Source organism: Pedobacter sp., assembly GCF_965279535.1.
In the GTDB taxonomy this organism is placed as follows: Bacteria; Bacteroidota; Bacteroidia; order Sphingobacteriales; family Sphingobacteriaceae; genus Pedobacter.
This window is the reverse complement of record NZ_OZ257244.1, coordinates 1,857,434-1,882,890: the sequence shown is the minus strand read 5'-3', so window position 1 is coordinate 1,882,890 and position 25,457 is coordinate 1,857,434. Positions and strand designations below refer to the sequence as shown.

Genomic DNA, 25,457 nt, shown 5'->3' with positions numbered 1-25,457 from the left:
TCAGTTGGTGTAGTAGTCTTTTGTCTTAAACTTTTCTACGGTTTTTTGCATTTTTCCGTTAATCAGTTTCTGTGTAATGACCAATACATCTTCGCCAATACTTGAGTCTTCAATCACGGTTTCAACAACGAGCCATTGTTTTTTATGATCTTGCTTATAACGGGTTGTTTTCAAGTAACAACAGCCGTTTTTTTCTTCCACAGAAATCCACTGATTCTTTTTGTCGAAGGCGAACATGCCCAAATTCTGGCTGGCCAATGCTGTGAGCCTGGCATCTAAGCTAAATTTGGTATTTACGGTAGCTACATATACATCATATGAAGGACTATCATAACTACCTTTGCTACCATTGCGGATAGCAATATCCTCAAAGCCATCAAAATTGAAATCGCCAAAGATTAAGGGACTTTGATATTTTCCTAATGGGAGCCAGCCTAACTTAGCATCTTGCTTATCGGTGAGTGAAAACTCCAGGTTTATGGAATGAAAGGTTTGAATTTCTGCTCCCGAAATTTTATTGTACAGTATAATTATTCCCTTTCCATCACAGGAGCTTTTTTCGCAATTGGCAACAAATATTTTAGCGTCATATTGTCCGGAGCTGGTATTGTCTATGAATTTGTATTGTCCCTGTGCGTAAACAGAGATAAAGAGCAGGCAGATGCTTAAGTATTTCATTGCGATTTTGGGATAAAAGTATCTCAAAATCCAGATATAAATAGTTAAAAAAGGTTAACGCTTTCTTTTTCGTTTTAGAATGTAATCTTTTACTGCCGTTTTGGTGGTTAACCAGTCTTTACCTTCTTTATAAGCATCTATTTTGCCTTGCCTGGCTAATAAACTAATATATTCCTGTCCGTAAGGTACATCAGGTTCTGAAACAATAAAAGAAATAGGTTCATAGTCGTCATAGCTGTGCCCGGGAAGCGCGTTAATGTAGATGTTTAAAGAGCGCTCCGTAGCCTGTAACATTAAAAGGTATAATTTGTGGTAGTTTCCTTTGTTTGCCTGATTTAGCGCCTCGTAGTATTTCTTTCTGTCGTTCTTTAAGATGATAGCAGGAGGGAAGCCCTTACGCATTAACAGTAAGTTCATTGCAAGCCTAACTGTTCTGCCATTCCCGTCAAAGAATGGATGTATCCATACCAATTTATGATGGAAAATTGTAGCCAGTAAAATATCGTTTAAGCCTAAAGGATTATCATTTATAAATATGACAAGCTCATCGAATAAATCAGAAACTTTATTGGCGTTTGGAGGGGTGAAATTGGCGCCAACAATCCGAACACCTCCATTTCTTAATCTTCCCGCATATTCATCCTCTATGCTTCGTAATACATAGCCATGAAGTGATAATACATCAATGCTTCTAAGTTTGTAACGGTTATTAACTAAAGTGTAAAGGTAGTCAATGGCTTTTTCATGGTTATAAACCTCAAAATGTTCTCTTAAAGATTTACCACTAACAGTTAATCCCTCTTGTAAAACCATCTGGGTTTCTTTTAAACTGAGTGTATTGCCTTCTATACTGTTAGAATTATAGGTCCACTCCAGGTTTAAATCAGTTTTTATTCGATTAAGCGCACTGCCCGGCAATGGCCTGGAGTTATCCAACTTTGATTTTTTCTCATATAAGCGATCTATCTGGGGCTGCAGTTCTTCCAGATTGTTCAATTCAAATTCCCACATACCCTAAAGTTACTAATATCGTTTCGGATTAAAAAGACAGTATACCGATATTTAGATTTTTTTCCATAAAAAAAATCGGATGTGGTTGTTCATCCGATTTACTAATGGGAATTATTCCCACTTAAAAACTTTTACTGCTACCGCGTAAATGCCTATCCCCCACAAAATTAGGATGAGTATCTGTTGTTTAACATCCCATAAACCTAATCCTTCGAAGGCCACTTTCCGCATGGCGTCATTCAGATAGGTCAAAGGCAAGGCCCTGCTAATAGGTTGCAACCAATTCGGAAAAGCTTCTATACTGAAAAAAGTACCCGATAATAAAAATTGAGGAAGTGTTACGATATTGGAAATGGGTGGAACCATACTTTCGTTCTTGGCTATTCCTGAAATAATAAACCCAAAGCCCATAAATACTATTACGCCCAAAGTGGCTAGTATAAGCATATTGACGACTGTGAGTACACCATTGACCAGGGTAAATCCGAAAAAGAAATGGCCCAGGACAATGATAAATAAGGCGCCTATTAAGGCAAAACCAATACGGGCAATCGCTTCACCAATTACAATGCTCGAACGCCTTACCGGAGTGGCAAAAAAACGTTTGATTACCAGCGTTTGACGTAAACTCAAAAAAACAAAGGCTGTTCCGAAAACACCGGTGCTTAGTAAAGAGAACCCTAACTGTCCCGGGAGGATAAAATCGATCGTTTTATACTCCCTGCCTTCCACTGTATGCGCTTTGATCTCAGCGATATTCGGTTTTAGATTTTTATCATAGAAAAGATTGTTGAGTACAGATTTTAAAATATTTCCTTTATCCAATGAAGCAGAAGTATAAACTACCTTAACAGAATATGCCTGGGAGCTGACCTTCCTTTGCACCTCGATCATGGCATCTATATTGCCTTTTTCAAGTAGATTGTCAAAATCAGCTTTCGATTTATCTTTTTTCAATCTGATCATTTTGGTTTGTTCCAACATGCCGATTACCGGATTGTTGATATCAGAACCAGGGGTTATTCCTACATCTATGTGCGTGCCTCCACCCCCCAAAAAGCCAAACACTAATATGAATATGAGCGGAAAGGCGAGTGTGAAAATCACCGCAGAGGGGCTGCGCATAATCGAACGGAAGCTTGCTTTGGCTAAAGCCAGTGTTGCTTTAGTGTTGCTGAATTGTACCTTCTCAGGGTTTTCCTTTGCAGGTTGTATATCGTTTTGCATATTTCTTGCCTGTTTAATACTGTTGAGTTGATCGTTTTCTATACGCGTTATTCCCGCCACTCTTTACCCGTCAGATTGATGAATACATCTTCGAGATTTGCTTTTTTAACTTCTTTTTTGCGTTCGAAACCACTATTGACGAGGTTGTCGATCAGATTATCAGGTGTATCCAATGCAATGATTTTACCTCTTTCTACAAAAGCTACACGATCACACAATTGTTCTGCCTCATCCATGTAATGGGTAGTGATAACAACTGTAGTGCCGTTGTTCCTGATTTCTTTAATCAGGTCCCAAAGATTTCTTCTCGCCTGAGGGTCCAAGCCAGTTGTGGGCTCATCTAAAAAGATGATCTTAGGTTGGTTAATAAGGGTGGTGGCAATAGAAAAGCGTTGTTTTTGTCCGCCGGAAAGCGCCTTGTATTTGGCTTTGGCCTTATCCTGAAGATTAACTTTTTCAAGCATGTCCATGGGCTTAATATCGGCGCCATACAGCCCGGCAAAAAGTTCGATCAGCTCAATTAAATTAAGATTTGGATAATAACCTGCTGCCTGTAACTGAACCCCAATGATTTGTTTAATCTCCTGGGCCTGTTTGTCAATCGAAAGACCATCCACTGAAATTTCACCAGAGGTTTTAGTTCTCAGGGTTTCAATGATTTCAAGTGTGGTTGTTTTGCCCGCACCATTGGGACCTAACAACCCAAAAATCTCATGTTCATAAACATCAAAGGTTATCCCCTGAACAGCTTTAAAATCTTCATAATTTTTGACCAGATTATGAACACTGATAATGGCCTTTCTTGTTTCCATGTTGCGAATGTAAGAAGCTTAATATGAATAGAGAATGAATTTGATCAGAATAGACTAGAAAATGTCGGTTAAATGATGTAACGGCAAGCCTTTAAACGAAATCTGCGAATCAACAGCCTCGCTATGCTGTTAGATCCGCAGATTTATTTTATTTAAACTTGTTGTTGGATTACCAAACTAATTTACCGGTCATTACATCCACAAAGTCATCAAAAAGATAACGTGAATCATGAGGGCCGGGTGAAGATTCAGGGTGATATTGAACTGAAAATGCTTTTTTGCCCTTCACACGAATACCTTCGATAGATTGGTCGTTCAGGTTAACGTGTGTAATCTCCACTTTGTCAGAGTTTCTAACTTCATCGGGAATAACACCGAAACCATGATTCTGTGAAGTAACCTCACAATGGTTTTTGATGATGTTTTTAACCGGATGGTTTAATCCGCGGTGACCATTGAACATTTTCATGGTACCGATACCATTAGATTCAGCTAATAACTGGTGACCTAAACAAATACCAAATAATGGTTTATCTTCTGCCAGGATAGCTTTAATAGTTTCTACTGCGTAAGGCATTACCGAAGGATCGCCAGGGCCGTTAGAAATAAAATATCCATCCGGATTGAATTTTTCCATCTCCGCAAAAGTGGTTTTTGCAGGGAAAACCTGAACATAAATATCTCTTGCGTCGAAATTGCGTAAAATGTTTTTCTTGATACCAAGGTCTAAAGCAGCAACTTTTAAGCTCGCATTAGGGTTTCCATAAAAATAAGGTTCTTTAGTACTTACTTTAGAAGAAAGTTCTAAACCCTCCATAGAAGGAACTTCAGCAAGCTTTTGCTTTAATTCTTCCAGGTCAGTAATTTCTGAAGAGATGATGGCATTCATTGCACCTTTATCACGGATGTGACGAACCAATGCACGAGTATCAATGTCTGAAATTGCTACCAGATTATCATTTTGAAAATAATCCTGAATAGATTCTTTTGCTTGTTTACGGCTGTAAACAATGTTATAGTTTTTACAAACCAAGCCAGCGATTTTTATCGAGTCCGATTCAATCTCATCGGCATGGATACCGTAATTACCAATATGCGAATTGGTAGTAACCATAATTTGACCAAAATAACTTGGGTCAGTAAAAATCTCTTGGTAACCTGTCATCCCTGTGTTGAAACAGATTTCGCCTGTAGTGGTGCCAATTTTTCCGGCAGCTTTGCCGTAAAAAACAGTGCCATCAGCAAGTAATAGAATCGCAGGTAACTTGGTGTAGTTAGTCATGGTAATTACAATATTGATTTTTGATTAAAAAAGAGTTGAAAAAAGGGTGGCTTTCGGCATTAAAGCCGTTTTTGCAGGGTGCAAAAAATGATGAACTAATCCCTTCCATTTCGGGGTACAAAGATAGAGTTTTACATTGGTAATGTAAAATGAATTTTGAAATTAAAAATGTGTGTATGGATTAGCCGCATTTCCATCAAAGAAAGCAAGCTAAACAAAATGACGTTCAATTAATATAAACCCATACTTTTAGCTTTTGTTTTTAGGCCCTCTTTTAAAGAAAAAACAATACTTTTGGAGGCACAAAACAGATTATAATGTCGGTACACAAAGAAGTAAAACGCATTACCACCCATACTTTACAGGAAATGAAGCAGCGTGGTGAAAAAATATCCATGCTAACCGCTTATGACTATTCTATGGCAACCATTTTAGATGATGCCGGATTGGATGTATTATTGGTGGGCGATTCTGCCTCTAATGTGATGGCAGGTCATGAAACAACATTACCCATTACTTTAGATCAGATGATTTATCATGCCGCATCTGTAATTCGGGCCGTTAAACGTGCTTTTGTGGTAGTTGATTTACCTTTCGGATCTTACCAGGGCAATTCTAAAGAAGCTTTAAATTCTGCTATCCGAATTATGAAGGAATCCGGAGCACATGGGGTAAAGTTGGAAGGGGGTGAAGAAATTATTGAATCCGTTCAGCGTATTATTACTGCCGGCATCCCGGTTATGGGGCACCTGGGCTTAACGCCGCAATCTATTTATAAATTTGGTACTTATACGGTTAGGGCAAAGGAAGAAGAAGAAGCTAATAAACTGAAAACAGACGTATTGGCACTTCAGGAAGCAGGTTGTTTTGGTATCGTGCTGGAAAAAATTCCTGCTGCATTGGGTAAGGTAGTTACAGAAAGTTTACATATTCCGACTATTGGCATTGGTGCCGGACCGCATTGTGATGGCCAGGTATTGGTTGTAAATGATATGATCGGTTTAACAAAAGGATTTAAGCCGCGGTTCTTGCGTCAGTATGTTAATCTTTATGAGGAAATATACGGTGCAGCACAATCTTATATTCGTGACGTTAAAGGTTTAGATTTCCCTAACGATAAAGAGCAATATTAAAATGCCCATTACCGATAAAGATATTTTATTTGAAGATAACCACCTTATTGCCATTAACAAAAGAGCAGGGGATATTGTACAGGTTGATGAAACAGGGGATGAACCACTGGATGAGCAGATTAAAAAATATCTTGCCCAAAAGTACAACAAACCCAATGGAGCATTTTTAGGGGTCGTTCACCGCCTGGATCGGCCGGTAAGCGGGGTAATTCTGTTTGCTAAAACCAGTAAAGCACTTGAGCGGATGAATGCCGCTTTTAAGAATAGGGAAGTAAAGAAAACCTATTGGGCTGTAGTTAAAAACAAACCGGAGAATCCTGAAGGTAAACTGGTGCACTGGCTCATTAAAAACCCTAAAAAGAATGTGGTTACACATTACAGAACAGAGGTGCCCAACAGTCAGCGGGCAGAACTTTCATACCGTTTGATTGCTCAGATAGGTGAATTCTTCCTTTTAGAGGTTGATCCTTTAACCGGGCGTTCTCACCAGATCAGGGTACAACTTTCGTCTATGGGGTGCCCAATTGTTGGAGATAATAAATATGGCTATCCCAGAGGAAGTAAAAAAGGAAGCATTTGTTTGCACGCCCGTCGCCTACAGTTCAGCCATCCTGTAAAGAAAGAGCCGGTTAACATATTTGCTAAACTTCCGGTAGATGGTTTTTGGGAACGTTTTGAGAACTGCTAGGATACAAGCTTTATTTGCAAGGAGTTTTTGAAAATACCATCGCTTCACCATATTTCAATGAGGCCGTATTTTTAAACCTTGTTTTGCCATCTACTTCTTCAATATCTCCAAATCCCTCTTCAAGTCGATCACCCTTTTTTAACCAAACCACCTGTCGTGTTGAAGTGCTGCCCTCAGATTGAAAAGTGTATTCGGCAATAAGTGTATCGCCTTTAATAATCCCTGCAATATTTCCAGCATTCTTATCTTTTTCGAACAGATTATAACTCAATGCACCTGTAAACTGATCATGATCAATTTTTAAGGTTAAAAATGCTGTATCCCGGTTTTTTAGGTATTGATAACACTGGTTCGCCGCTGTGTCGTTATCTGCACCACTGGTGATGGTAGAATCTATTTTAGATTTTGCCTCTTTAACAGATTTGCTCTGGCAGGCCACCATCAACATTAAACCAACCGGGATAAGGGAAAGTAACTTTTTCATGTTTTTGAATTAGGTATTTCTTTAAAACAAAAGCCTTGCAAAAAAGTTTAAGCCAAAAAGAAAGCCCCGAAAAGCGGGGCCATCTTAACAATTAAACTAGATTTACCATACATAGGTAGCCACAGCACCTTTTTCTAAGCTACTGGTAACTATTTTTCCATTGTATTTAATATTGAAGACGGTACTGCTGTTGTTACCGTTGCAAACGATTAAAACTATTTTTCCCTCCGGCGTTTTATACGCTACATTTTGCAAATTGTTGCTGATGTTTGATGCTATTCTAACTGAACCTGTTTGTACGAATTTTGAAGCATGTCCAATCACATAATAGGCTACATTTCGGCTAATTGCCGGTGAGATAGTGATTGCGCCCAAGCAAGAGGTACAACCGCCTTTATCGGTATGTGGGTTATAGTTTGCATCTGCTGCCAGATTCCATTCCAGTACATTTTTACTCCAGTTTCTCGGTGCGCCAATTAATAAGGTTGAAACATGCCATTTAAGATCTTCACCGAAATTACTTGGCCCGCCAACCCATTGTTCTGTAAAATATAGATTCTTATCAGGATGCGCATTGTGTACTTTGCTTAGCGCAGTAATCTCACCTGCATAAAGGTGAAAGGCTGAACCATCAACATATTTTTTAGCCTCCGGATCATTAAGAATGGTGATAGGATATTCTGGTTTATCAGCGTTATGGTCATAAACAATAATTTTTGTGCTGATTCCTGCTTTTTCAAAAATAGGACCCAGGGCAGTTTTAATAAAATTTGCCTGATCCAGGGCTTCCATATACATGCTTGGATTGTTACCGGGATGTAATGGCTCATTTTGAGGCGTAATGGCATCAATTACAACACCTTCTGCCTTCATCGCTTTTATATATTTTACCAGGTAATTGGCATAGGTCTGGTAATATTCGGGTTTTAAACTTCCGCCAATAAAACTATTGTTGGTTTTCATCCATGCCGGTGCAGTCCAGGGCGAACCTAAAATTTTGATTTTAGGATTAATGGCTACAATTTTTTTAAGAATAGGGATTAAATCTTCCTGTTCTTTTGCTATTGAAAACTTATCTAGATTTACATCTGTTTGCCCAGCCGGCAAATCGTTATAAGTAAACGGGGTGGCACTTAAATCAGATGCGCCAATGCTTATTCTGATGTAATTGATGCTGATGGCATCATCTGCCGAGCCAAATAGTTCGTTTATTAATTTATCTTTTTGGGCTGTTGGTAGAGCATTGATCAAGCTGGCGCTACCTCCGGTTAAAGTATAGCCAAAGCCATCCATGGTTTGGAAAGTTGTTTTAGGATCAACTTCAATTGAAGGGTTACCGTTACTTTCATCAGAGAAGTTTAAGGCAATATTCTGCTTTTGAAGTAAAGCGGTCTGATCGCCTTTTGTGAGCCACATGCTTACTTCAGTTTTTACCTGCTCTGTAGTGGTTGCAGTGCCAGATTCATTTGTTTTGGTTTTTCGGCAGGCGCAAGCGGCAAATAAAATGCTCGCAGCCATGCAGATACTGTAAATTGCTTTCATGAAGGGGGGAATAAAGGATTCAGAGAGTTGCGGTCTCGAATAAAGTTTTTAATGGTCAGTCCAACAGGATTTTTCTATAGAAATCAGGGGCAAGACAAGCCTGCCCCTTAATAGCTGTTAACGAATGTTAGGATTTCTGTCTAATTCGGCCTGTGGAATCGGGAATAACAATTTCGCACTGGTTACATTGTAGTTCAATGAATTGCCTTTTCCATCTTTTTGGGCATTCATTACTGCCACTGCACGGTTGGTTCTTAATAAATCAAACCACCTGTGGCCTTCAAAAGCGAGTTCTAAACGGCGTTCTTTTTCGATGGCCAGGCGCATACTGGCCTGATCATTTGCAGGCGTACCGCCCAGGTTTACACGCCCCCTGATTTGATCCACCAAAGGTTTAGCCGTTGACCATCCGCTTGCGCTTTGCTCATTTAAAGCTTCCGCTTTTAACAGAATAATATCGGCTAAACGGATAAAATAAGCATCACTAACGTCATCCTTTCGGTATTTATTAATGTATGGATAACTCGATTTCGCCCAGTAATCATCAGACCATCCTTCGCTGCTGGCGTTATTAAAGCTCACACTGGCATTTTTACGGACTACATCACCTTCTGCATCATACGCTGCAACTAAGTCATTTGTAGGGGTGCAGAAACGCTTCCAGCCGGTTCCCACAATAACACTTGGCATCCAGTTGCCACGTCCGTTAGGGCCACCCCAGCCATCATATTGCATTTCCCAAATGGCTTCGCTATTATTTTTATGGTTGCCATCAAATAGCTGATCAAAAGAGCCCATCAATCCGTAGCCGCCAGAAATTGTTGCATCTGCATATTGCTGCACTTTAGCCCAATCCGGGTTTGGTTTCGAAGCGTATACTTTAGCCAGTAAAGCGTTAACAATTCCTTTGGTAATAATGCCTTTATTTGCTGCGGTTGCGCGTACATTTGGTAAGGCATATTCTAAGTCTTTAATAATTTGTGCGTAAACCTCATCAACTGTAGAACGTGGTTTTTGCATTTCTTCAAGACTGGTAGGTGATTTTAGCACCAACGGAACACCTCCCCATAATCTCACCAAATGAAAGTAGAAATAGGCTCTTAGCGTTGAAGCCTCACCCAGAATCTGGCTTCTTCTGCCATTGGCATCTAGTAATGGATCTTGAATATTAGGCACATTTTCCAATACTTCATTGGCATTTTTGATGTTCGCATAAAGTCCGCTCCAATCACGTCCCACATTTCCATTGGTAGAATTGGTGGTAAAAAGATCAATTTGAATATTGGCTGGGTTATCACCTCCTGCATAGGCATTATCTGCCGTAACATCACCGTTAATCATATAATCCCAGATGTGGTAATCATTGTACATACCCCCGTAAGCACCTGCCATTAATTTTTCTGCTCCGGCAGCTGTGGTAAAGGCTACATCACCAGTTACCTGGTTAAATGGTTGCTTATCCAGGAAATCCTTCTTACATCCGCTCTGCAAAGTGATGGTTAATGCTGCGGCTGCTACTAACGAATATATTTTTAGTTTCATTTTCTTAATTCTTAAAATCCAACATTAACACCAAATAAGAAGCTTCTTGATTGTGGATAGGTACCATAATCTACACCCATTGATGGTCCATTTGCATCATTTACATTCACTTCCGGATCCAAACCAGAATATTTAGTGAAGGTTAACAGGTTATATCCTGTGGCAAAAATGGTTAATTTGCTCATTTTCAATTTCTCTAGCACTGAAGAACTGAAACTGTAAGATAAAGTAGCGGTTTTCAGACGTAAATAAGAGGCGTCCTCAACGAAACGACTAGAGGTAAGTGAGTTTTCAGAGCTGCTTTTTAGTGCTTTAGGAACTGTAGTCACCTGTCCGGGGGTAGTCCAGCGATTTAATACCGCTGCCGATTGATTTTTGGAGTCAAACATTCCTTCTAAATCAATTCTGGATGCATTAAACAATTCGCTTCCTTGTACACCCTGAAAAAAGACATTTAAACCCCAGTTACCCCAGGTTAAATTGTTGGTTACACCATAAATAAATTTAGGTTGGGCATTGCCGATAAAAGTTCTGTCTCCAGGGTCTGCCGAACCGGTAACGCCATTTCCATTGATATCTGCATAAGTGGCTGCTCCATTTGCCGGGTTAACACCGGTAAACACGTAACCATAGAAACTTCCAAGTGGTTTGCCTGTAACGATACGAACCGCTGCATCTCTTTCATAAATGCCAGCGAAATCTAATGATTGTGTTGTAGAGCCCAGGTCTGTTACTTTGTTTCGGTTAAGTGAAAAGTTCAAATCTGTACTCCATTTGAATTTCTCACGATCAAAGTTTTTTGTCGATAGAACAAACTCCAAACCTTTATTTTCCATGGCTCCAACGTTGTAAGCCTGACTTGCAAAACCAGATGAAGGTGGCAACTGAACATTGATCAATAAGTCATTTGTCTTTTTAAGATAAGCATCAGCAGTAAAAGTAATCCGGCTGTTGAACATGCTTAAATCTAAACCAATGTTGGTTTGAGTAGTTTTCTCCCAGGAAAGTCTATCGTTTGCCGGATTTTGAAGATTGTACTCGCCTTGTGCATTAATGCTATAAAGTTTTAAATAAGCATAATCTCCAATACCTTCATCATTTCCTACTTTACCCCAGCTACCACGAAGTTTTAAGTCATTGATGGTCTTGCTGTCTTTCATGAAGTTCTCACCGGAAATTCTCCATCCGGCAGAGAATGATGGGAAGTAACCAAAACGGTTATCCTTTGCAAATCTGGATGATCCATCTGCTCTAAAGTTCGAGCTGAATAAGTACTTGCTGTCATAAGCGTAAGTAACACGGGCAAGATAAGACTGTTTTGTCCATTGTGCCCTCTGCGGAATAGTTAATGCAACAGATGGCGCAATCGGATTTCCGGAAGTATCAAAGAAACGGGTTTGCTCATTATTACTGTATTGCCAATCAGATGATTGAATGGTATAACCTCCGGTGGCTGTGAAAGCATTCTTGCCCACATTCTTGGTGTAGTTTAGAATGTTCTCATTTAACCAAACCTGATCATTCGTGGTGTTATCACGATAAACACCTCTTTCCTGGCGTCCATAAGTAGTGAGGAAGTTATCTGTAAAGTAACGATAAAACTTTTTGTTGTTGTTGGTACTGATCGTAGATTTCAGGTATAAATCTTTAGTAAAATTCAATTGAGCCCCAAAAGCACCTATAAACCTGAAATTACGGGTTCTGTTATCAGATCCATAAGCTAGTGCAAGTGGATTATCCCAGCCACCAGCATTTGGGATGGTTGTGTATTGTCCGTTGGGTTCAAAAATACCAATTGTGGGAGGGGTTGTTAGTGCCCCCAAAATAACACCACCACGAGATACACTGCTGTTGTCTCCAACATCAATAGAAGTGCTTGAAGTTAAAACGGCGTTTCCGGTTAATTTTAACCAGGGCGTAAGGTTTTGTGATCCGTTAAAATTAGCCGTGATGCGGTCTAATCTTGCAGGAGATACCACTCCTTTATCTTGTTGATATCCAGTAGAAAAATAGTATTGCCCGCCTTTAACTCCACCAGAAATCGAAGCCTGGTACTGACTTTGAGTACCTGTTCCAAAGGTTTCTTTCTGCCAATCAGTATTATAGTTACCTCCGAAAGTGGTATAACCCAATTCTTTCATCAATGCGATATATTGTTCGCTGTTCAGCACATCCTGAGTTTGCCATAAGTTGGAGAAGCCTGTAAAAGCATTAAAAGCAACTTTTAATTTACTGGCAGAACCTTTTTTGGTCGTAATTAAAACTACCCCATTTGCACCACTTGAACCATAAATGGCTGCCGCAGATGCATCTTTTAAAATCGTCATCGATTCGATATCGTTGGCATTCAGAAAACTCGCATCTCTGGAGGTTACACCGTCAATTACATATAATGGACTATTTGATGCAGTAATCGAAGTATTTCCACGAATACTGATGGATATACCTGCACCTGGCTTACCAGATTGCGAACTTACCTGAACACCTGCAGCACGCCCCTGTACCGCTTGTAAGGGGTTCGTTATAGGCTGATTCTCTAAATCTTTTGATGAAACAGATACAACTGATGTGGTAAGATCTTTCTTGGTAGTTGTTCCATAACCGATCACCACCACTTCATTCAACTGCTGGTTATCGTCAGATAAGGTTACATTAATGGACGTACGGCCAGCTACAGCTTCTTCAACTGACTTGTAGCCGATAAAACTGAATTCTAAGGTAGCATTTTGTGGCGCAGTTAAACTGTAACTTCCATTATCGGCAGTAGATGCACCCAGGTTGGTGCCTTTTACCTTCACAGAAACGCCTGGCAGGGGCAGACCTTTTTGATCTTTCACCTGACCCTTTATGGTAATATTCTGAGCCATACTCAAAGAGACATAGCACAACAAACTAACCATAAGCAAAGTAAACTTTTTTCTCATAATTTTTGCTCTTGTTATTTATTATGATGTAAAGTTAACGCGGAATTAACGTTAAAAGCAAGGGTTTTTAATAAAAAACAATTCGTAACTTATTGATAATAAGTATTTTGTGTTGATTTTAATACGCTTTAGTACCGCATTGGAAATAGCCGCTTAGGGCTTGATAGTCAATGATTAAGTACGTGGTTTAACTCAACCAAATGTACTGTTTTGATACGCTTAAGTACCTTTTGTTTTTATATGGAAAAAAAACAATTTTTTTGAAGTGTTGGAATGGGTTTTACTCAATTACCAGCTGGCTCCATCCATTTTTAGAATTTTTCTTCAGGATTTTTTTTCGGTCTTCCATCACTTTTTTTATTCTGCTGCCAAATGTCCAGCAGGTACTTTGTCTGATCGAAAGCAATTCTGAAAGTTTATGAGAAGAAATTTTCCCCTTTGAAGAATAGATGAGGAAAATCATATAGAATGCCTTGTTAATTGGAATACGGGTATTGTGAAAAACGGTGTAGGTGGTTACTGATTCTTCATATCCGCACTTGCTACATCTGCGGCTATGCAAAATATGCCCGTTAAAATAATGGTCACTGTTACATTTTCTACAATGATAACCTTTAGACCATTTTAGTTCGGCCAGGAAGGCATAGCAACTCTCTTTGTCAGGATAAATTTTACTAAACTCCTCAAAATCCACATCAGTATTCATCACACGATCACGTGTCACTTTTTCCACGCTGGTTTGCAGCTCTTCGTTATCCTGTTCAAGGAGTACATTCATTCTGGATATCTCTTCTGCCTGTTGTTGTAGCAGTGCATTGGCTTCTTCCAGCGCTTGATTTTTACTTTCGATGATGAGCGATTTGTGGTAAACCTCTCTTGTACGTTCTTCTACCTTCGTTTCTAACTCCTGGTTGAGCGTGTCTTTTAATTTAGCATTCACAGCCATCTGGCGGATGATTTTCTGTTGAGCCTTATCTTTTTTCAATTTTAAAATCCGCACTTTATCGCCAATGGCAAAGGATAGGAATACCATTTCGAGTATGAAGCAAAAGCTTAAACTGTAGTAGCTGATTGCACCAAAATTTAGCCAGGAAATTCCTAACATGATCAGAAATTTGAGGCAGAATCCGGCAAACAGGAAACTATAACCTAAAACAAAGAAGCGTGCGGGCTGGTAGCCCTTTTTATAAATGTAAATCCCGGTAAAGAAAGCAACTGAAAGCGGAATGGCCTCTAAAAATTTATAACTGAATAAATGCTGATCAAATAAATAACAGTATACGAAAAATACAATTCTGCAGGTAATAACCCACATAATCAGTTTATTAAGCCTGGGCGCTTTTGCTTTTACAAATAAAAGTTCGCGGGTAAATAAAAGGGCGAAAATACTTGTTGCACATAAAGCAAATGCATAGGATACCTGATTCCATGAGCTTGCATTTGGCCATAGGTATTGATAAGCAATACCATCAGTACTCATCTCAAAGAGGCCCACACTTAAATTATAGAGTACGTAATACAGGTACTGTTTTTGCCTCATGGCTACAAACATGATCAGGTTGTAGAAACTGAATACCAGGATCATTCCATAAAAAATACCAAAATAGAAGTACTCATCAAGCGCATAAGAAATAAACCATTCTGCAGTTCGCAATACGATAATAATATCTGATATCTGAGATGATTGTATCTTAAAATAATAGGTTTGTACCTCCTTACCCTCGTTTTGCAAAGGGATTTCGAAGTTTTTGTGGTGGATTAGTCGTTTATTGAATTCATTAGCATCTCCAAGGTTTTCAACTTTATAATGATGATCCCCTTGTGGAATATAAGCGGTAATGTGATCAATCGTCTGATCGAAAAATTCTAATAAAAATGACTTCCTGGCCACTTCGTTTGGTTTAACCTTAATCCGAAACCAATAAGTTTGATTTAATTTTTTAGTTTGTGGCGTACTGCTGCTGCTCGCTTTAAATTCTTTATCGAATGCTTTACTGCTGATTTGTTCAAATGTAAAATGATTGGTCGTATCTTCAATTACTTCTATTTCTTTGAAGGTAAAGATATGTTGAGAAACTGTATCCTGTATAGAAACTACCTGCTGTGCCTTTGAGGATAGCAAGACCAAAAACAGGCAGACAATCGAAAGAAAGGATTTTTTGAAATGAATAGTAAGCATTTAAATGCAAAGGTACTAATTTGTTTATTGGGCAAAACGGTGTTAACACTCCGTTTAAACTTCTATCTTATAAAAGTTAACAAAATGGATGTTCCTTTGCCCTCTTCAGATTGCACATCAATCTCTATTTCGTGGAATTTGGCAATGCTGTGTACAATGGCCAGGCCTAAACCAAAACCATTTTCATCACTGTTTCCCCTTTTAAATCGATCAAATGCATTTTCGGCAAGTACTTTACTCATTCCAATGCCGGTATCGATAATCTGAAGCTCAAAATACTGATCATGCGCTTGACCTTTAATGGATATGCTTCCTCCGGGATTGTTGTATTTGATGGCATTGTTTATGATATTGACCAATAAGGTATGGATTAAGGCTTTATTTCCTGTGAATTTGAAATCTTCTCTGACATCTTGTGTATAAATGATTTTCTTATCCATGATCCGATCTTCCAGGTCTTCATAGATATCAGTTAATTCCTGAACCAAGCTGATTTCTTCTTTTTTTAAGAACTGATTGTTCTCTACTTTCGAAATCAACAATAAGCTATTGATAATCACCTTTAGGCGATTTAGTGTTTTTAGGGAAGCATAAATTTTGTTTTCATGCTCTTCAGGGATATTTGAGGTATTGAGCATATTCTCAAACCGGGTACTCAATATCGATATGGGCGTGAGCAGTTCGTGAGACACATTAGCAATAAATTGCTTTTCGAGCGCGAATAAGGTATTTATCTTTCGCATCAACGAATTAATACTATTGTCTAAAATCTTAAAATCGTCGGTATTGGTGGGTATATTTTCGTAATTGAAATGAGCCGGATCATCAACAAGGTTAATTTTTTTGTCGATAATCAGATAAAAAGGTTTGAGCAGAAAATTGGAGAAGGTGAAGTCAGCAAGTAAAGTAATAAATAAGGCAGCCACAAGAACGATCAGGGTGTAGCCACGTATAGACGTTTTAATCGATTCCAGGGCTGTCATGGTTTCACCAATCTCTAAATTGTACCAGTTAGTATGATAAAGAAATTTATAGTTCAGGATCCGGTATACTTCAACATCACCTTCAATTTCTCTTTTTTCGGTGAAGATTACAGCTTCTGTGGTTTTTTGGTTATCCGGAATATCGGTTAAAATGATAAATTCCTCTTTGAGGATATTATAATCAGTAAAGGATTCTTCATTATTGAGCAGGCTATCAATTTCCTGGTCATTAAGATGCTCAATAATTTTATTCTTTTTTTTGAGAATTCTATTGTCAAGCTGGTTATAAGCTAGCCGATCCAATGAAAAAAGGATTATTGCTCCCAACACCAGAATAATTGCAACCTTGGTTATGGCATTATATAATGAGAATTTTACCTGTAATTTCATTGATAAATTACATTTAGGAACAATTTATCCTGTATCCAATGCTTCTAACGGTTTCAAACCAATCGGTTGGGCTAAGCGCAGATAGTTTTTTGCGTAGGTTTTTAACGTGTACATCAACAAAATTGGAGTCAGAGTTTACCTCCAAGATATCTCCCCACACGTGTTCAGTTAAGCTCATTCGCGATACTACCCGGTTCTTGTTAAGTACAAGGTAATTGAATATCTCAAACTCTTTTTTTGTCAGGTTTAACCTTTCATCGTTAAAAGAAACCATCCGGTTCTGAATGTTCAGGGAGAAACCATGAACATTAATCTCATTTTTCTCCAGTTTATGTTTTCTTCGGGTGATGGCGTGCATTCTGGCAAGCAGTTCGTTTAATGAAAAAGGTTTGGGTAGATAGTCATCCGCACCTTCATCAAGCCCTTTAATGCGGTCGTCTACAGCGCTTCTTGCGGTCAAAATGATTACAGCATCATCCCGGTCTTTTAAACCTTTCAGTTGCTTCAACACCTCAAACCCATCTCCATCGGGTAGGCCTAAGTCCAGCAAAATAAAATCGTAATTGTTTACAAAAATTTTTTCTTCTGCGGATGCCTTTTTCCAGGCATGCTCTATAATAAAACCTTCATTGCTCAAGAACTCATCCATTTCCAGGGCGAGGCTCTTTTCGTCTTCAACGATTAATACATTCATTATAGTGGATTAATTTCTTAGTTTTTTAAGCTTTAAGCTGGAGCACTGAATTTACGTTTTTTAAGATAATGCTGCAAGCTTCTTCTATTTCTGCTTCGCTTATAATCAATGGTGGTGCAATGCGCATAGAATTGCTGCAATGCAGAAACCAGTCCGAAATTATCCCGTCTAAAATGCAAGCGTCGATAATTTGTTTGTTGGTTTCAAAATCTTCAAACTCTACGGCAAGCATTAGGCCTTTTCCGCGGATTTCTTTAATAGCAGGATGTTGTAAAAGCGATTTGAACAACTGACCCTTTTTCTCTACCTCATTTATAATATTTTCTTCCAGGAGGATTTGAAGGGTTGCCAGGCCTGCTGCACAACAAACAGGGTGACCTCCAAAAGTTGTCATGTGACCTAAGATGGGATTATCGGAAAGTACAGACATGATTTCCAAAGAACTGATAAAAGCGCCGATTGGCATACCTCCACCAATTCCTTTTGCCAATAAAAGAATGTCTGGTATAATACTAAAATGCTCAAATGCAAACATTTTGCCGCTTCTGCCGAAACCAGACTGGATCTCATCGAAAACCAGTAATACACCTTTTTCCCGGCATTTTTCTTTTAAAGCTTTTATGTAGGCTACATCCGGCACTCTAATGCCCGCCTCGCCTTGTATGGGTTCGATAAATACTGCTGCTATATCGGTGGTGATTTTATCCAAATCAGCAATATTATTGTGTGTTATAAAACTTACATGAGGCAAAAAGGGACCGTAGCCCTTAGAATAGAAGTCACTTTCCATCAAACTTTCTGCACCTTGTGTACTCCCGTGATAAGCATTTTTGCAAGCAATGAAGCCTTTTTTACCAGTATAACGTTTGGCCAGCTTCATTGCACCTTCCACAGCTTCTGCCCCCGAATTTACAAAATAGGTGCTGTTTAAGTTTTTTGGAAGCACATCAGCCAAAGCTTTGGCAAAATTAACCTGAGGACTTTGTACATATTCGCCATAAACCATTAAATGCATGTAGGTTTCGGCTTGCTCTTGAATGGCTTTTACAACAGCCGGGTGACAATGACCTACATTACTCACACCAATTCCGGCAATAAGATCCAGGTGTTTTCTTCCTTCAGAATCATACATGTATATCCCTTTGGCCTTTACAAATTCTAATAATAGGGGCGTAGGGGAGGTTTGGGCATTGTGTTGTAAAAACAACTGACGTTGTGTAAGCATGGTACAAAAGTACAGAAAGGGCACTTGCAATAAAACAAAAAACTTATTATTAATAACCAATACTGAAATCTCTAAATTGTCCTGTTCTTTGTTCGCAAATCGCGAACAAAGAACAGAATGCATATATACTGCTCATTCTCACGCTTATTTTCAGCAAAAAAAAATGAGTGATCAGCCTTACGTATGGCCATCCCTGGAAGGTGCAACTCGAGGCCAGTTAATATCTCCTCTACATAATGCTGTAGCTCAGGGATCCCTAAATGACGATCGTTTATATCTTCTGCTTGCTAGTATTGATATTATTCGAGTTCGAGAGGTCAAAATGGCTCAAGAAACATTAAGGAAATTATATTATGAAAATCATCACCAGAACCGTACAAGAATCAAAGTGGTTTATGATGAATTAGCAGAGCTCGCAGCTGATGTAATTTTTATTGGTGGTGCAACTGTATCTGGACGAATGGATTAGTGTTCACCTTGGGTATACTGAACAGCAACGAACCGATCTGATCATAAGCAATATTGTTGAGCTCGTGGAAACAAGAAAGCAAAGACACTAAGCTAGTGTATTCCTGTAGTCTTATCTTTTAATTTCTTTGTCTGCCTTTAAACCTGTCTAACAGCTCTCTTTTGAAAGCTTCCTGAGCACGGTAGAATTTGCCAACAGTTTTTATCGGGAGAGAAGATTTTAATCTGTTATAGTATTTCTTTTCCAGATTCAGGTCTTTCTGCCTCATGTCAAACTCATTGGTAATTAAACTTTGTATCTGAGCATCAGTTAAATTGTCAATTTCGGTAGTTTTTTTAAAGGAAATCATCTTTTGGAAACGCTCCTTTCTCAATGCATTTTGTTCTGCCTGCATGTCATTGTATATCGGCCAAAAAATTTTTGCTTCCTCAGGGGATAAATCCAGTTTCTGAGTAAAAAAAGCAATCTTTAAAGATTCAATCTCTCCGGGTTTAGGCCGTTGTGCCCAAAGCATTGAAGGTAATGAAATCATTAAAAAGGCAAAAAATAGGTTTTTCATTTGTAATTAATTATTTAGTTCCTGGCTTAAATCACTTGATGAGAAATTATTCAGGATGTAGTTTTCCATTTCTGTATCTGAGGCAGAATTAGTTTTTGGTGATGGAGTTGTTTGTGCTTCTAAGTGCTCAATAATCATGTTTTCATCAATGTCATATAACATTTGATCATTGGCGAGTTCTGTTGCATGAAGCTGGGCTTCAGTATTGTTATTGTTTTGATAAACATAAATACCAAAAGCAGAAACAAGTAAGAAACATGCTGCACTTGCATATTTCACCATTCCTTTTTTCCAGAGTGGGATGATTTTTGCTTCTTTTTTAGGCTCAGTTGCCGCAATTACCTTTGCATTTATTCTATCTTGTAAGCTTTCAAAATATCCTGACGGAACATCAAATGTATTAGAAGCTTTTGGTAGCTCGCTTGTGGCAATGCGTGTTTCAATGCGTTGGGTTAAATCTTCAAAATAACCCGGTGGCGTATCGAAGCTATGCTGACTAGTCTGACTGTTTTTTAACTGATCTATAAATATAGCCGTAGAAATACTTTCTGTTGATTGCTCAAAATATCCTTCTGGTACAGCAAAAGGATTTCTTCTGCTCATGGTCGCCAGGGTTGGAGCTTCCTTCATCCAGTCGTTATTTTCTATATTTTCGTTCATCACAGATATATGATACAATTAACTTCAAAAGGTTTAATACGTTATCTCATCATTTGTTATAAAAGCTTCAATTTTTTTTGCTGCAATATGAAAAGAGGCCTTAAGTGCACCAACTGATGTTCCTAAAACTTCTGAGATCTCTTCATATTTCATATCATCAAAATATTTCATGTTGAAGATAATCCTTTGTTTTTCAGGAAGGGTTAGAATAGCTTTTTGGAGTTTTAATTCCAGCTTATCACCATTAAAATAGGAAGAAGCAACCAGATTGTCAGCTAGTTCGCTTGAAACCTCATCCAATGGTGTATTATTCTTGAGTTTTTGTTTGTTAAGGAAGGTAATGGATTCGTTTGTTGCAATGCGGTAAATCCAGGTATAAAGCTGGGAATCACTTCTAAACTTATCGAGATTTTTCCAAACCTTAACAAAAACCTCCTGTAAAAGATCATCACAATCATCATGATTGAGTACCAATCGGCGGATGTGCCAGTAAATTTTCTGCTGATATTTCTTTAAAAGCAAGTTAAAAGCTTCATTTCGAGTTTTCTCGACAGCAAACATGGCTAGTATTTCCGAATCTTCAACTTGTTTCATCAAGGTTAGGGATTAACGATCTAATGGAACCATTTATTCCATTAGATTTTAAATTAACTAAAAAGGCACTAAGCGCAACAAGATGTACTTGGTGTTCTCGGTGCCTTTTTAATTGTTCTGTTTAATATTAGGATTTTTTCCTAGCAATTACTTTTTGAACAGCTTCGACGATGTTTACCGCATCAAGGCCATATTTAGCCATTAACTGATCTGGTGTTCCGCTTTCGCCAAAAGTATCGTTTGTAGCTACAAATTCCTGTGGAGTAGGCAGTTCGGTAGTTAATAAACGGGCAACACTTTCGCCCAAACCACCAAATTTGTTATGCTCTTCGCAGGTAACCACACAACCGGTTTTTTTAACCGATTTTAAGATGGCTTCGTCATCCAAAGGTTTAATGGTGTGGATGTTGATAATTTCTGCATCAATGCCCAATTCAGCCAGTTTTTCGCCAGCTTCAATTGCTTTCCAAACCATGTGGCCGGTAGCAATAATGGTAACGTCGGTACCTTCATTTACCATCCAGGCTTTACCGATTTCGAATTTTTGATCAGGATCAGTGAAAACAGGAATAACAGGACGTCCGAAACGCAAATAAACAGGACCTTCATAATCGGCAATCGCGATTGTTGCTGCTTTGGTTTGGTTATAATCACATGGATTGATTACGACCATTCCCGGTAACATTTTCATCAAACCTATATCTTCCAGGATCTGGTGAGTTGCTCCATCTTCTCCTAAGGTTAAACCAGCGTGAGATGCGCAGATTTTAACGTTTTTGTTAGAATAAGCTACAGATTGACGGATCTGATCGTAAACACGACCCGTAGAGAAGTTGGCAAAAGTTCCGGTAAAAGGAATTTTACCACCGATAGTCATACCAGCAGCTATACCGATCATATTCGCCTCGGCGATACCAACCTGAGTAAAACGCTCCGGAAAATCTTTAATGAAAGCATCCATTTTTAATGAGCCAACTAAATCGGCACATAAAGCCACTACATTTTCGTTTTTCTTACCTGCTTCATGTAAGCCAGCACCAAAACCCGAACGTGTATCTTTTTTTTCTGTATATGTATATTTTTTCATTGTTTCAAAATATGAGATATGAGATTTTAGATAGGAGGTTTATCGACTACTGTCGCAAATCTCAAATCTACTGTCTCCAGTCTATTTTAGTAGTCTCCTAAAGTTTCTGGTAATTGGGCTAAAGCAGCAGCTAACTGCTCGTCATTAGGCGCAGTTCCATGCCATTTGTGTGTACCCATCATGTAATCAACACCAGCACCCATTTGTGTGCTCATTAAATTCAAGATTGGTTTACCTTTTCCAGTTAAAGTTTTTGCATAATGTAAGCCTTCAACAATGGCTTGCATATCGTTACCATCTGTATTGATTACGTGCCATCCGAAAGCTTCGAATTTAGCTTGCAGGTTATCTAAAGAAAGTACCTTACTTGTAGGTCCATCAATTTGTTGTCCGTTATAATCAACCGTTGCAATTAAATGGTCTACCTTATTAAACGGAGCGAACATGGCTGCTTCCCAGTTTTGTCCTTCCTGTAATTCGCCATCTCCTAATAATGCAAAAATATAAGACTTGTCGCCGTTTAATTTTTTGGCCAGTGCAGCACCAATGGCAACAGATAAGCCTTGTCCTAAAGAACCTGAAGCAATTCTGATTCCCGGTAGATGCTCATGCGTAGTAGGATGACCCTGCAATCTTGAATCTAACTTACGGAAAGTTGCCAACTCACTTTTATCGAAGTAACCGGCGTGCGCTAACGTGCTATACCATACCGGAGAAATGTGTCCATTAGAAAGGAAGAATAAATCTTCACCAGCACCTTCCATTGTGAAATCGGTTTTGTGGTTCAATATTTCAAAATACAAGGCTGTGAAAAAATCTGTACATCCAAGCGAAGCGCCCGGGTGGCCAGATTGACATCCATGAACCATTCTTACGATATCTCTTCTGATTTGAGAGGCAATATCTTCTAATTCTTTAATTGTATGTTTCATTAAAATTATAAAATAAGAGGTTGTGTTACTTAGCAAAGGTAATATTTTACCTGCTATAACCTAATTAGTTATTGATTAAATCGAGTACTTGTTGAGTAGCGTTTTTAGTATCTACTTTTTTAATAATATGTGCAATTTTACCGTTTTCGTCAATGATGAAGGTGTACCTTACTGTTCCCATATATTTCTTCCCATACATGTTTTTTTCAGCCCAAACGCCATAATCGTTAACAATTTTCTGATCGGTATCTGCCAGTAGTGTAAAAGGCAGGTTGTGCTTGGTGATAAATTTTTGGTGAGATTTCTCATCATCAACACTAACACCCAATACCACAATTCCTTTAGCCTGCAAACCTTGATAATTATCTCTAAAATCACAAGCCTCAGCCGTACAGCCAGGAGTATCATCTTTCGGGTAAAAATATAGAACTACGGTTTTTCCTTTAAAATCATTTAGGGAAACCGTGTTCCCATTCTGGTCTTTTGATGTAATTGCAGGTGCTTGATCACCTTCTTTTAGCTCTGCCATATTATTTTGTTGATTATTTCTAGTATTACTATAGGCTAAGTTACTAATACATCTTGCAACGCAGTAATAATTGACCAGTTTTTGCACTAATTTTACCTAAAAAAGGAAATTGTATATTTTTTCTCGTTATTTTTCAAATCAGAAACAACCAATTCTAAGGTATGACGACCGGGGCTGCTGCGTTCGTCAAAGCTATGCCAAAGCGTTGCTGTTTTTGTATCAAATTCCATTAGTACCCATTTCCCATCCAGGTATCCATTGAAACTCTTGATTCCGGATAAATTATCGCTGATTCTAAAAGTCATTTTAGATAAACCTGCCATATTTTTTCCCCCCGTTACGTTCAAGGGAATTATTCTTGGTGGAATGGTATCTACTGCGATATAAAAGCTGCCAAAATTTTTTGGAGTCGCTTTGATATATCCATTGTCAAAATTTCCACCTTGAGAAGAGCCGTTGGTGTTAACGATTAAGGCCTTATCTTTTAAGTTTTCGGGTAGGTTTTCAACTTTTATCCACAGCTCAAAACCAACATGCAGTGGTGTAAACCGGTTGTGAATTTGATGCAGGGCAGACCATGCATTGCTGCCTGCCGGCTTAGGTTGTTTTCTGTAAATGAAGTTTAAATCATTATATAGCGTACCTTTTGGGAAAATGGCTTTGATCTCATCAGTATTAAATTCATTCACTTTGTTAAATGTTAACAATGGGCCTGCCGGAATCGTTGGTGTAACTAAGGGAGCTGAGCCGGCATTAACTGTAAATGGAAGTACAGATGAATTTCCTTTGGAATCCGTAATGATGTATTTCAATTGATGTGTTTGACCATCATTGAAATTAATTCTCCCGTTATTAACCAGGCTGCTGTAAATTTTCAATGGATTTCCAGGATCGACAAAGCTTTTTTGGATACTTCTCTTACTGCTGATATAGGCAGGATAGTCTATATGGGCATTGATGGCCTTGCTGTCTTCAAACGCAAAACGTTCCAAAGCAGAAGTGTAAATTGTTTTTCCATCCAGCTCCAGCTGTATAGCATAAACACCGTTAGTGCCAGATAAACCATTGTGTCTATCTGTTGTGATAACACCAAAGCCTACTTCTCCTGTTAAACTGATGGGAGCAAGGGTTTTGTAGTTACCACTAGCCCCGGAAATGGCGATGGCCTGTTTTGGAGTATTTTCATTAAAGGATTTACCATTCAGGCGATAAACATATAGCCCATGAATTATGGGAGAAATATTATCTGGAATTTGGATGCCAAAAAACTGAGGATTGATTGTTTCTTCTGTTTTGGTATCCCTGATTTCAAAGTGAAGGTGAGGTCCGCCAGAACTGCCCCTGTTTCCCGACCAGGCAATAATCTCACCCTTGTGTACAGGAATCAGCGTTGCATCAGGGAACTCATCTATTTCAAAAGATTTTTTCTCGTACTCCAGGTTTTTTACAATTGTTGCGATTTTTGGTGAAAAGCGTTGTAAATGACCATAAACAGTAGTGAAACCATTGGGATGGTTGATGTATAGGGCAAGTCCGAATCCGCTGTTTTGTACCCTCAATCTGGAAATATAACCATCAGCTACTGCATATACCGGATAACCTTCTCTTTGATTGGTCCTGAAATCGATGCCGGAGTGAAAGTGATTACCACGGATTTCTCCAAAAGATCCTGCCAGCGCGGGAGGAATAATATCTAAAGGCTGACGGAAATCGGTGATGGGGTATTTATTTGCACTGAATATCTGCTGAGCTTGAGCAGTGAAATTCGAAAAAAATAAGAGAAGTAAAAATGTGAATAGGGGATATTGATTATAATTTTGTTTTTCCTTCATC

The 25,457-nt window shown here is 38.6% G+C and carries 23 protein-coding genes; 3 read left to right on the top strand and 20 right to left on the bottom strand.

Features of this window, described 5'->3' with window-relative positions; translation table 11 throughout:
* From ACQY77_RS07485 to carA, 5 genes are all read right to left on the bottom strand, one after another.
* Entirely contained in the window at positions 1-678 is a 678-nt protein-coding gene (locus tag ACQY77_RS07485; RefSeq protein WP_421938602.1) for an XAC2610-related protein, read from the bottom strand.
* Between the two features lie 54 nt (positions 679-732).
* A complete protein-coding gene (locus ACQY77_RS07480) occupies positions 733-1,689 on the bottom strand; it encodes a Fic family protein (RefSeq protein ID WP_421938603.1) in 957 nt (318 codons plus the stop codon).
* 111 nt (positions 1,690-1,800) lie between these two features.
* Complete coding sequence (locus ACQY77_RS07475; protein WP_421938604.1) at positions 1,801-2,916, bottom strand: ABC transporter permease; 1,116 nt, start codon at positions 2,914-2,916, stop codon at positions 1,801-1,803.
* A 47-nt stretch (positions 2,917-2,963) separates the two neighbouring features.
* Positions 2,964-3,728: an ABC transporter ATP-binding protein gene (locus ACQY77_RS07470; protein ID WP_421938605.1), complete on the bottom strand. Its 765-nt coding sequence runs from the start codon at positions 3,726-3,728 to the stop codon at positions 2,964-2,966.
* 169 nt (positions 3,729-3,897) lie between these two features.
* Entirely contained in the window at positions 3,898-5,010 is a 1,113-nt protein-coding gene (gene carA, locus ACQY77_RS07465) for a glutamine-hydrolyzing carbamoyl-phosphate synthase small subunit (RefSeq protein WP_421938606.1), read from the bottom strand.
* A 317-nt stretch (positions 5,011-5,327) separates the two neighbouring features.
* On the opposite strand from carA, the gene panB reads away from it, so the two are divergent.
* Together panB and ACQY77_RS07455 are read left to right on the top strand one after the other, a co-directional pair.
* Positions 5,328-6,143: a 3-methyl-2-oxobutanoate hydroxymethyltransferase gene (gene panB, locus ACQY77_RS07460; RefSeq protein ID WP_421938607.1), complete on the top strand. Its 816-nt coding sequence runs from the start codon at positions 5,328-5,330 to the stop codon at positions 6,141-6,143.
* 1 nt (position 6,144) lies between these two features.
* Complete coding sequence (locus tag ACQY77_RS07455; protein WP_421938608.1) at positions 6,145-6,831, top strand: RluA family pseudouridine synthase; 687 nt, start codon at positions 6,145-6,147, stop codon at positions 6,829-6,831.
* A gap of 10 nt (positions 6,832-6,841) precedes the next feature.
* On the opposite strand, the gene ACQY77_RS07450 is transcribed toward ACQY77_RS07455, so the two are convergent.
* From ACQY77_RS07450 to ACQY77_RS07415, 8 genes are all read right to left on the bottom strand, one after another.
* Positions 6,842-7,315, bottom strand: a complete 474-nt coding sequence (locus tag ACQY77_RS07450; protein WP_421938609.1) for a hypothetical protein — start codon at positions 7,313-7,315, stop codon at positions 6,842-6,844.
* A 102-nt stretch (positions 7,316-7,417) separates the two neighbouring features.
* The gene (locus tag ACQY77_RS07445) at positions 7,418-8,857 is read right to left on the bottom strand and encodes a glycoside hydrolase family 30 protein (protein WP_421938610.1); all 1,440 of its coding nucleotides are present in this window, start codon (positions 8,855-8,857) and stop codon (positions 7,418-7,420) included.
* A 117-nt stretch (positions 8,858-8,974) separates the two neighbouring features.
* The gene (locus ACQY77_RS07440) at positions 8,975-10,399 is read right to left on the bottom strand and encodes a RagB/SusD family nutrient uptake outer membrane protein (RefSeq protein WP_421938611.1); all 1,425 of its coding nucleotides are present in this window, start codon (positions 10,397-10,399) and stop codon (positions 8,975-8,977) included.
* An 11-nt stretch (positions 10,400-10,410) separates the two neighbouring features.
* Entirely contained in the window at positions 10,411-13,323 is a 2,913-nt protein-coding gene (locus ACQY77_RS07435; RefSeq protein ID WP_421938612.1) for a SusC/RagA family TonB-linked outer membrane protein, read from the bottom strand.
* Between the two features lie 280 nt (positions 13,324-13,603).
* Positions 13,604-15,502 (bottom strand): 7TM diverse intracellular signaling domain-containing protein, encoded by a 1,899-nt coding sequence (locus tag ACQY77_RS07430; protein WP_421938613.1) that lies wholly within the window; start codon positions 15,500-15,502, stop codon positions 13,604-13,606.
* A 62-nt stretch (positions 15,503-15,564) separates the two neighbouring features.
* Entirely contained in the window at positions 15,565-16,875 is a 1,311-nt protein-coding gene (locus ACQY77_RS07425) for a sensor histidine kinase (protein WP_421938614.1), read from the bottom strand.
* A 13-nt stretch (positions 16,876-16,888) separates the two neighbouring features.
* On the bottom strand, positions 16,889-17,569 hold the full coding sequence (locus ACQY77_RS07420; RefSeq protein ID WP_421938615.1) for a response regulator transcription factor: 681 nt from the start codon (positions 17,567-17,569) through the stop codon (positions 16,889-16,891).
* Between the two features lie 25 nt (positions 17,570-17,594).
* On the bottom strand, positions 17,595-18,794 hold the full coding sequence (locus tag ACQY77_RS07415) for an aspartate aminotransferase family protein (protein ID WP_421938616.1): 1,200 nt from the start codon (positions 18,792-18,794) through the stop codon (positions 17,595-17,597).
* A gap of 163 nt (positions 18,795-18,957) precedes the next feature.
* Between ACQY77_RS07415 and ACQY77_RS07410 the strand changes: the two genes are divergently transcribed.
* Positions 18,958-19,263 carry a hypothetical protein gene (locus ACQY77_RS07410; RefSeq protein WP_421938617.1) on the top strand — a complete coding sequence of 102 codons (306 nt, stop codon included), beginning with the start codon at positions 18,958-18,960 and terminating at the stop codon, positions 19,261-19,263.
* Between the two features lie 118 nt (positions 19,264-19,381).
* Here the strand turns inward: ACQY77_RS07410 and ACQY77_RS07405 are convergent, their stop codons facing one another.
* The 7 genes from ACQY77_RS07405 to ACQY77_RS07375 form a co-directional block, all read right to left on the bottom strand.
* On the bottom strand, positions 19,382-19,822 hold the full coding sequence (locus tag ACQY77_RS07405) for a hypothetical protein (protein WP_421938618.1): 441 nt from the start codon (positions 19,820-19,822) through the stop codon (positions 19,382-19,384).
* 6 nt (positions 19,823-19,828) lie between these two features.
* A complete protein-coding gene (locus ACQY77_RS07400; RefSeq protein WP_421938619.1) occupies positions 19,829-20,482 on the bottom strand; it encodes a hypothetical protein in 654 nt (217 codons plus the stop codon).
* A 33-nt stretch (positions 20,483-20,515) separates the two neighbouring features.
* Complete coding sequence (locus tag ACQY77_RS07395; protein ID WP_421938620.1) at positions 20,516-21,076, bottom strand: RNA polymerase sigma factor; 561 nt, start codon at positions 21,074-21,076, stop codon at positions 20,516-20,518.
* A 127-nt stretch (positions 21,077-21,203) separates the two neighbouring features.
* Positions 21,204-22,163: a transketolase family protein gene (locus tag ACQY77_RS07390; RefSeq protein WP_421938621.1), complete on the bottom strand. Its 960-nt coding sequence runs from the start codon at positions 22,161-22,163 to the stop codon at positions 21,204-21,206.
* An 86-nt stretch (positions 22,164-22,249) separates the two neighbouring features.
* Positions 22,250-23,095 carry a transketolase gene (locus ACQY77_RS07385; protein ID WP_421938622.1) on the bottom strand — a complete coding sequence of 282 codons (846 nt, stop codon included), beginning with the start codon at positions 23,093-23,095 and terminating at the stop codon, positions 22,250-22,252.
* Between the two features lie 64 nt (positions 23,096-23,159).
* The gene (bcp, locus tag ACQY77_RS07380) at positions 23,160-23,624 is read right to left on the bottom strand and encodes a thioredoxin-dependent thiol peroxidase (protein ID WP_421938623.1); all 465 of its coding nucleotides are present in this window, start codon (positions 23,622-23,624) and stop codon (positions 23,160-23,162) included.
* A 92-nt stretch (positions 23,625-23,716) separates the two neighbouring features.
* Complete coding sequence (locus tag ACQY77_RS07375; RefSeq protein WP_421938624.1) at positions 23,717-25,456, bottom strand: M23 family metallopeptidase; 1,740 nt, start codon at positions 25,454-25,456, stop codon at positions 23,717-23,719.
* Position 25,457: the final 1 nt, after the last annotated feature.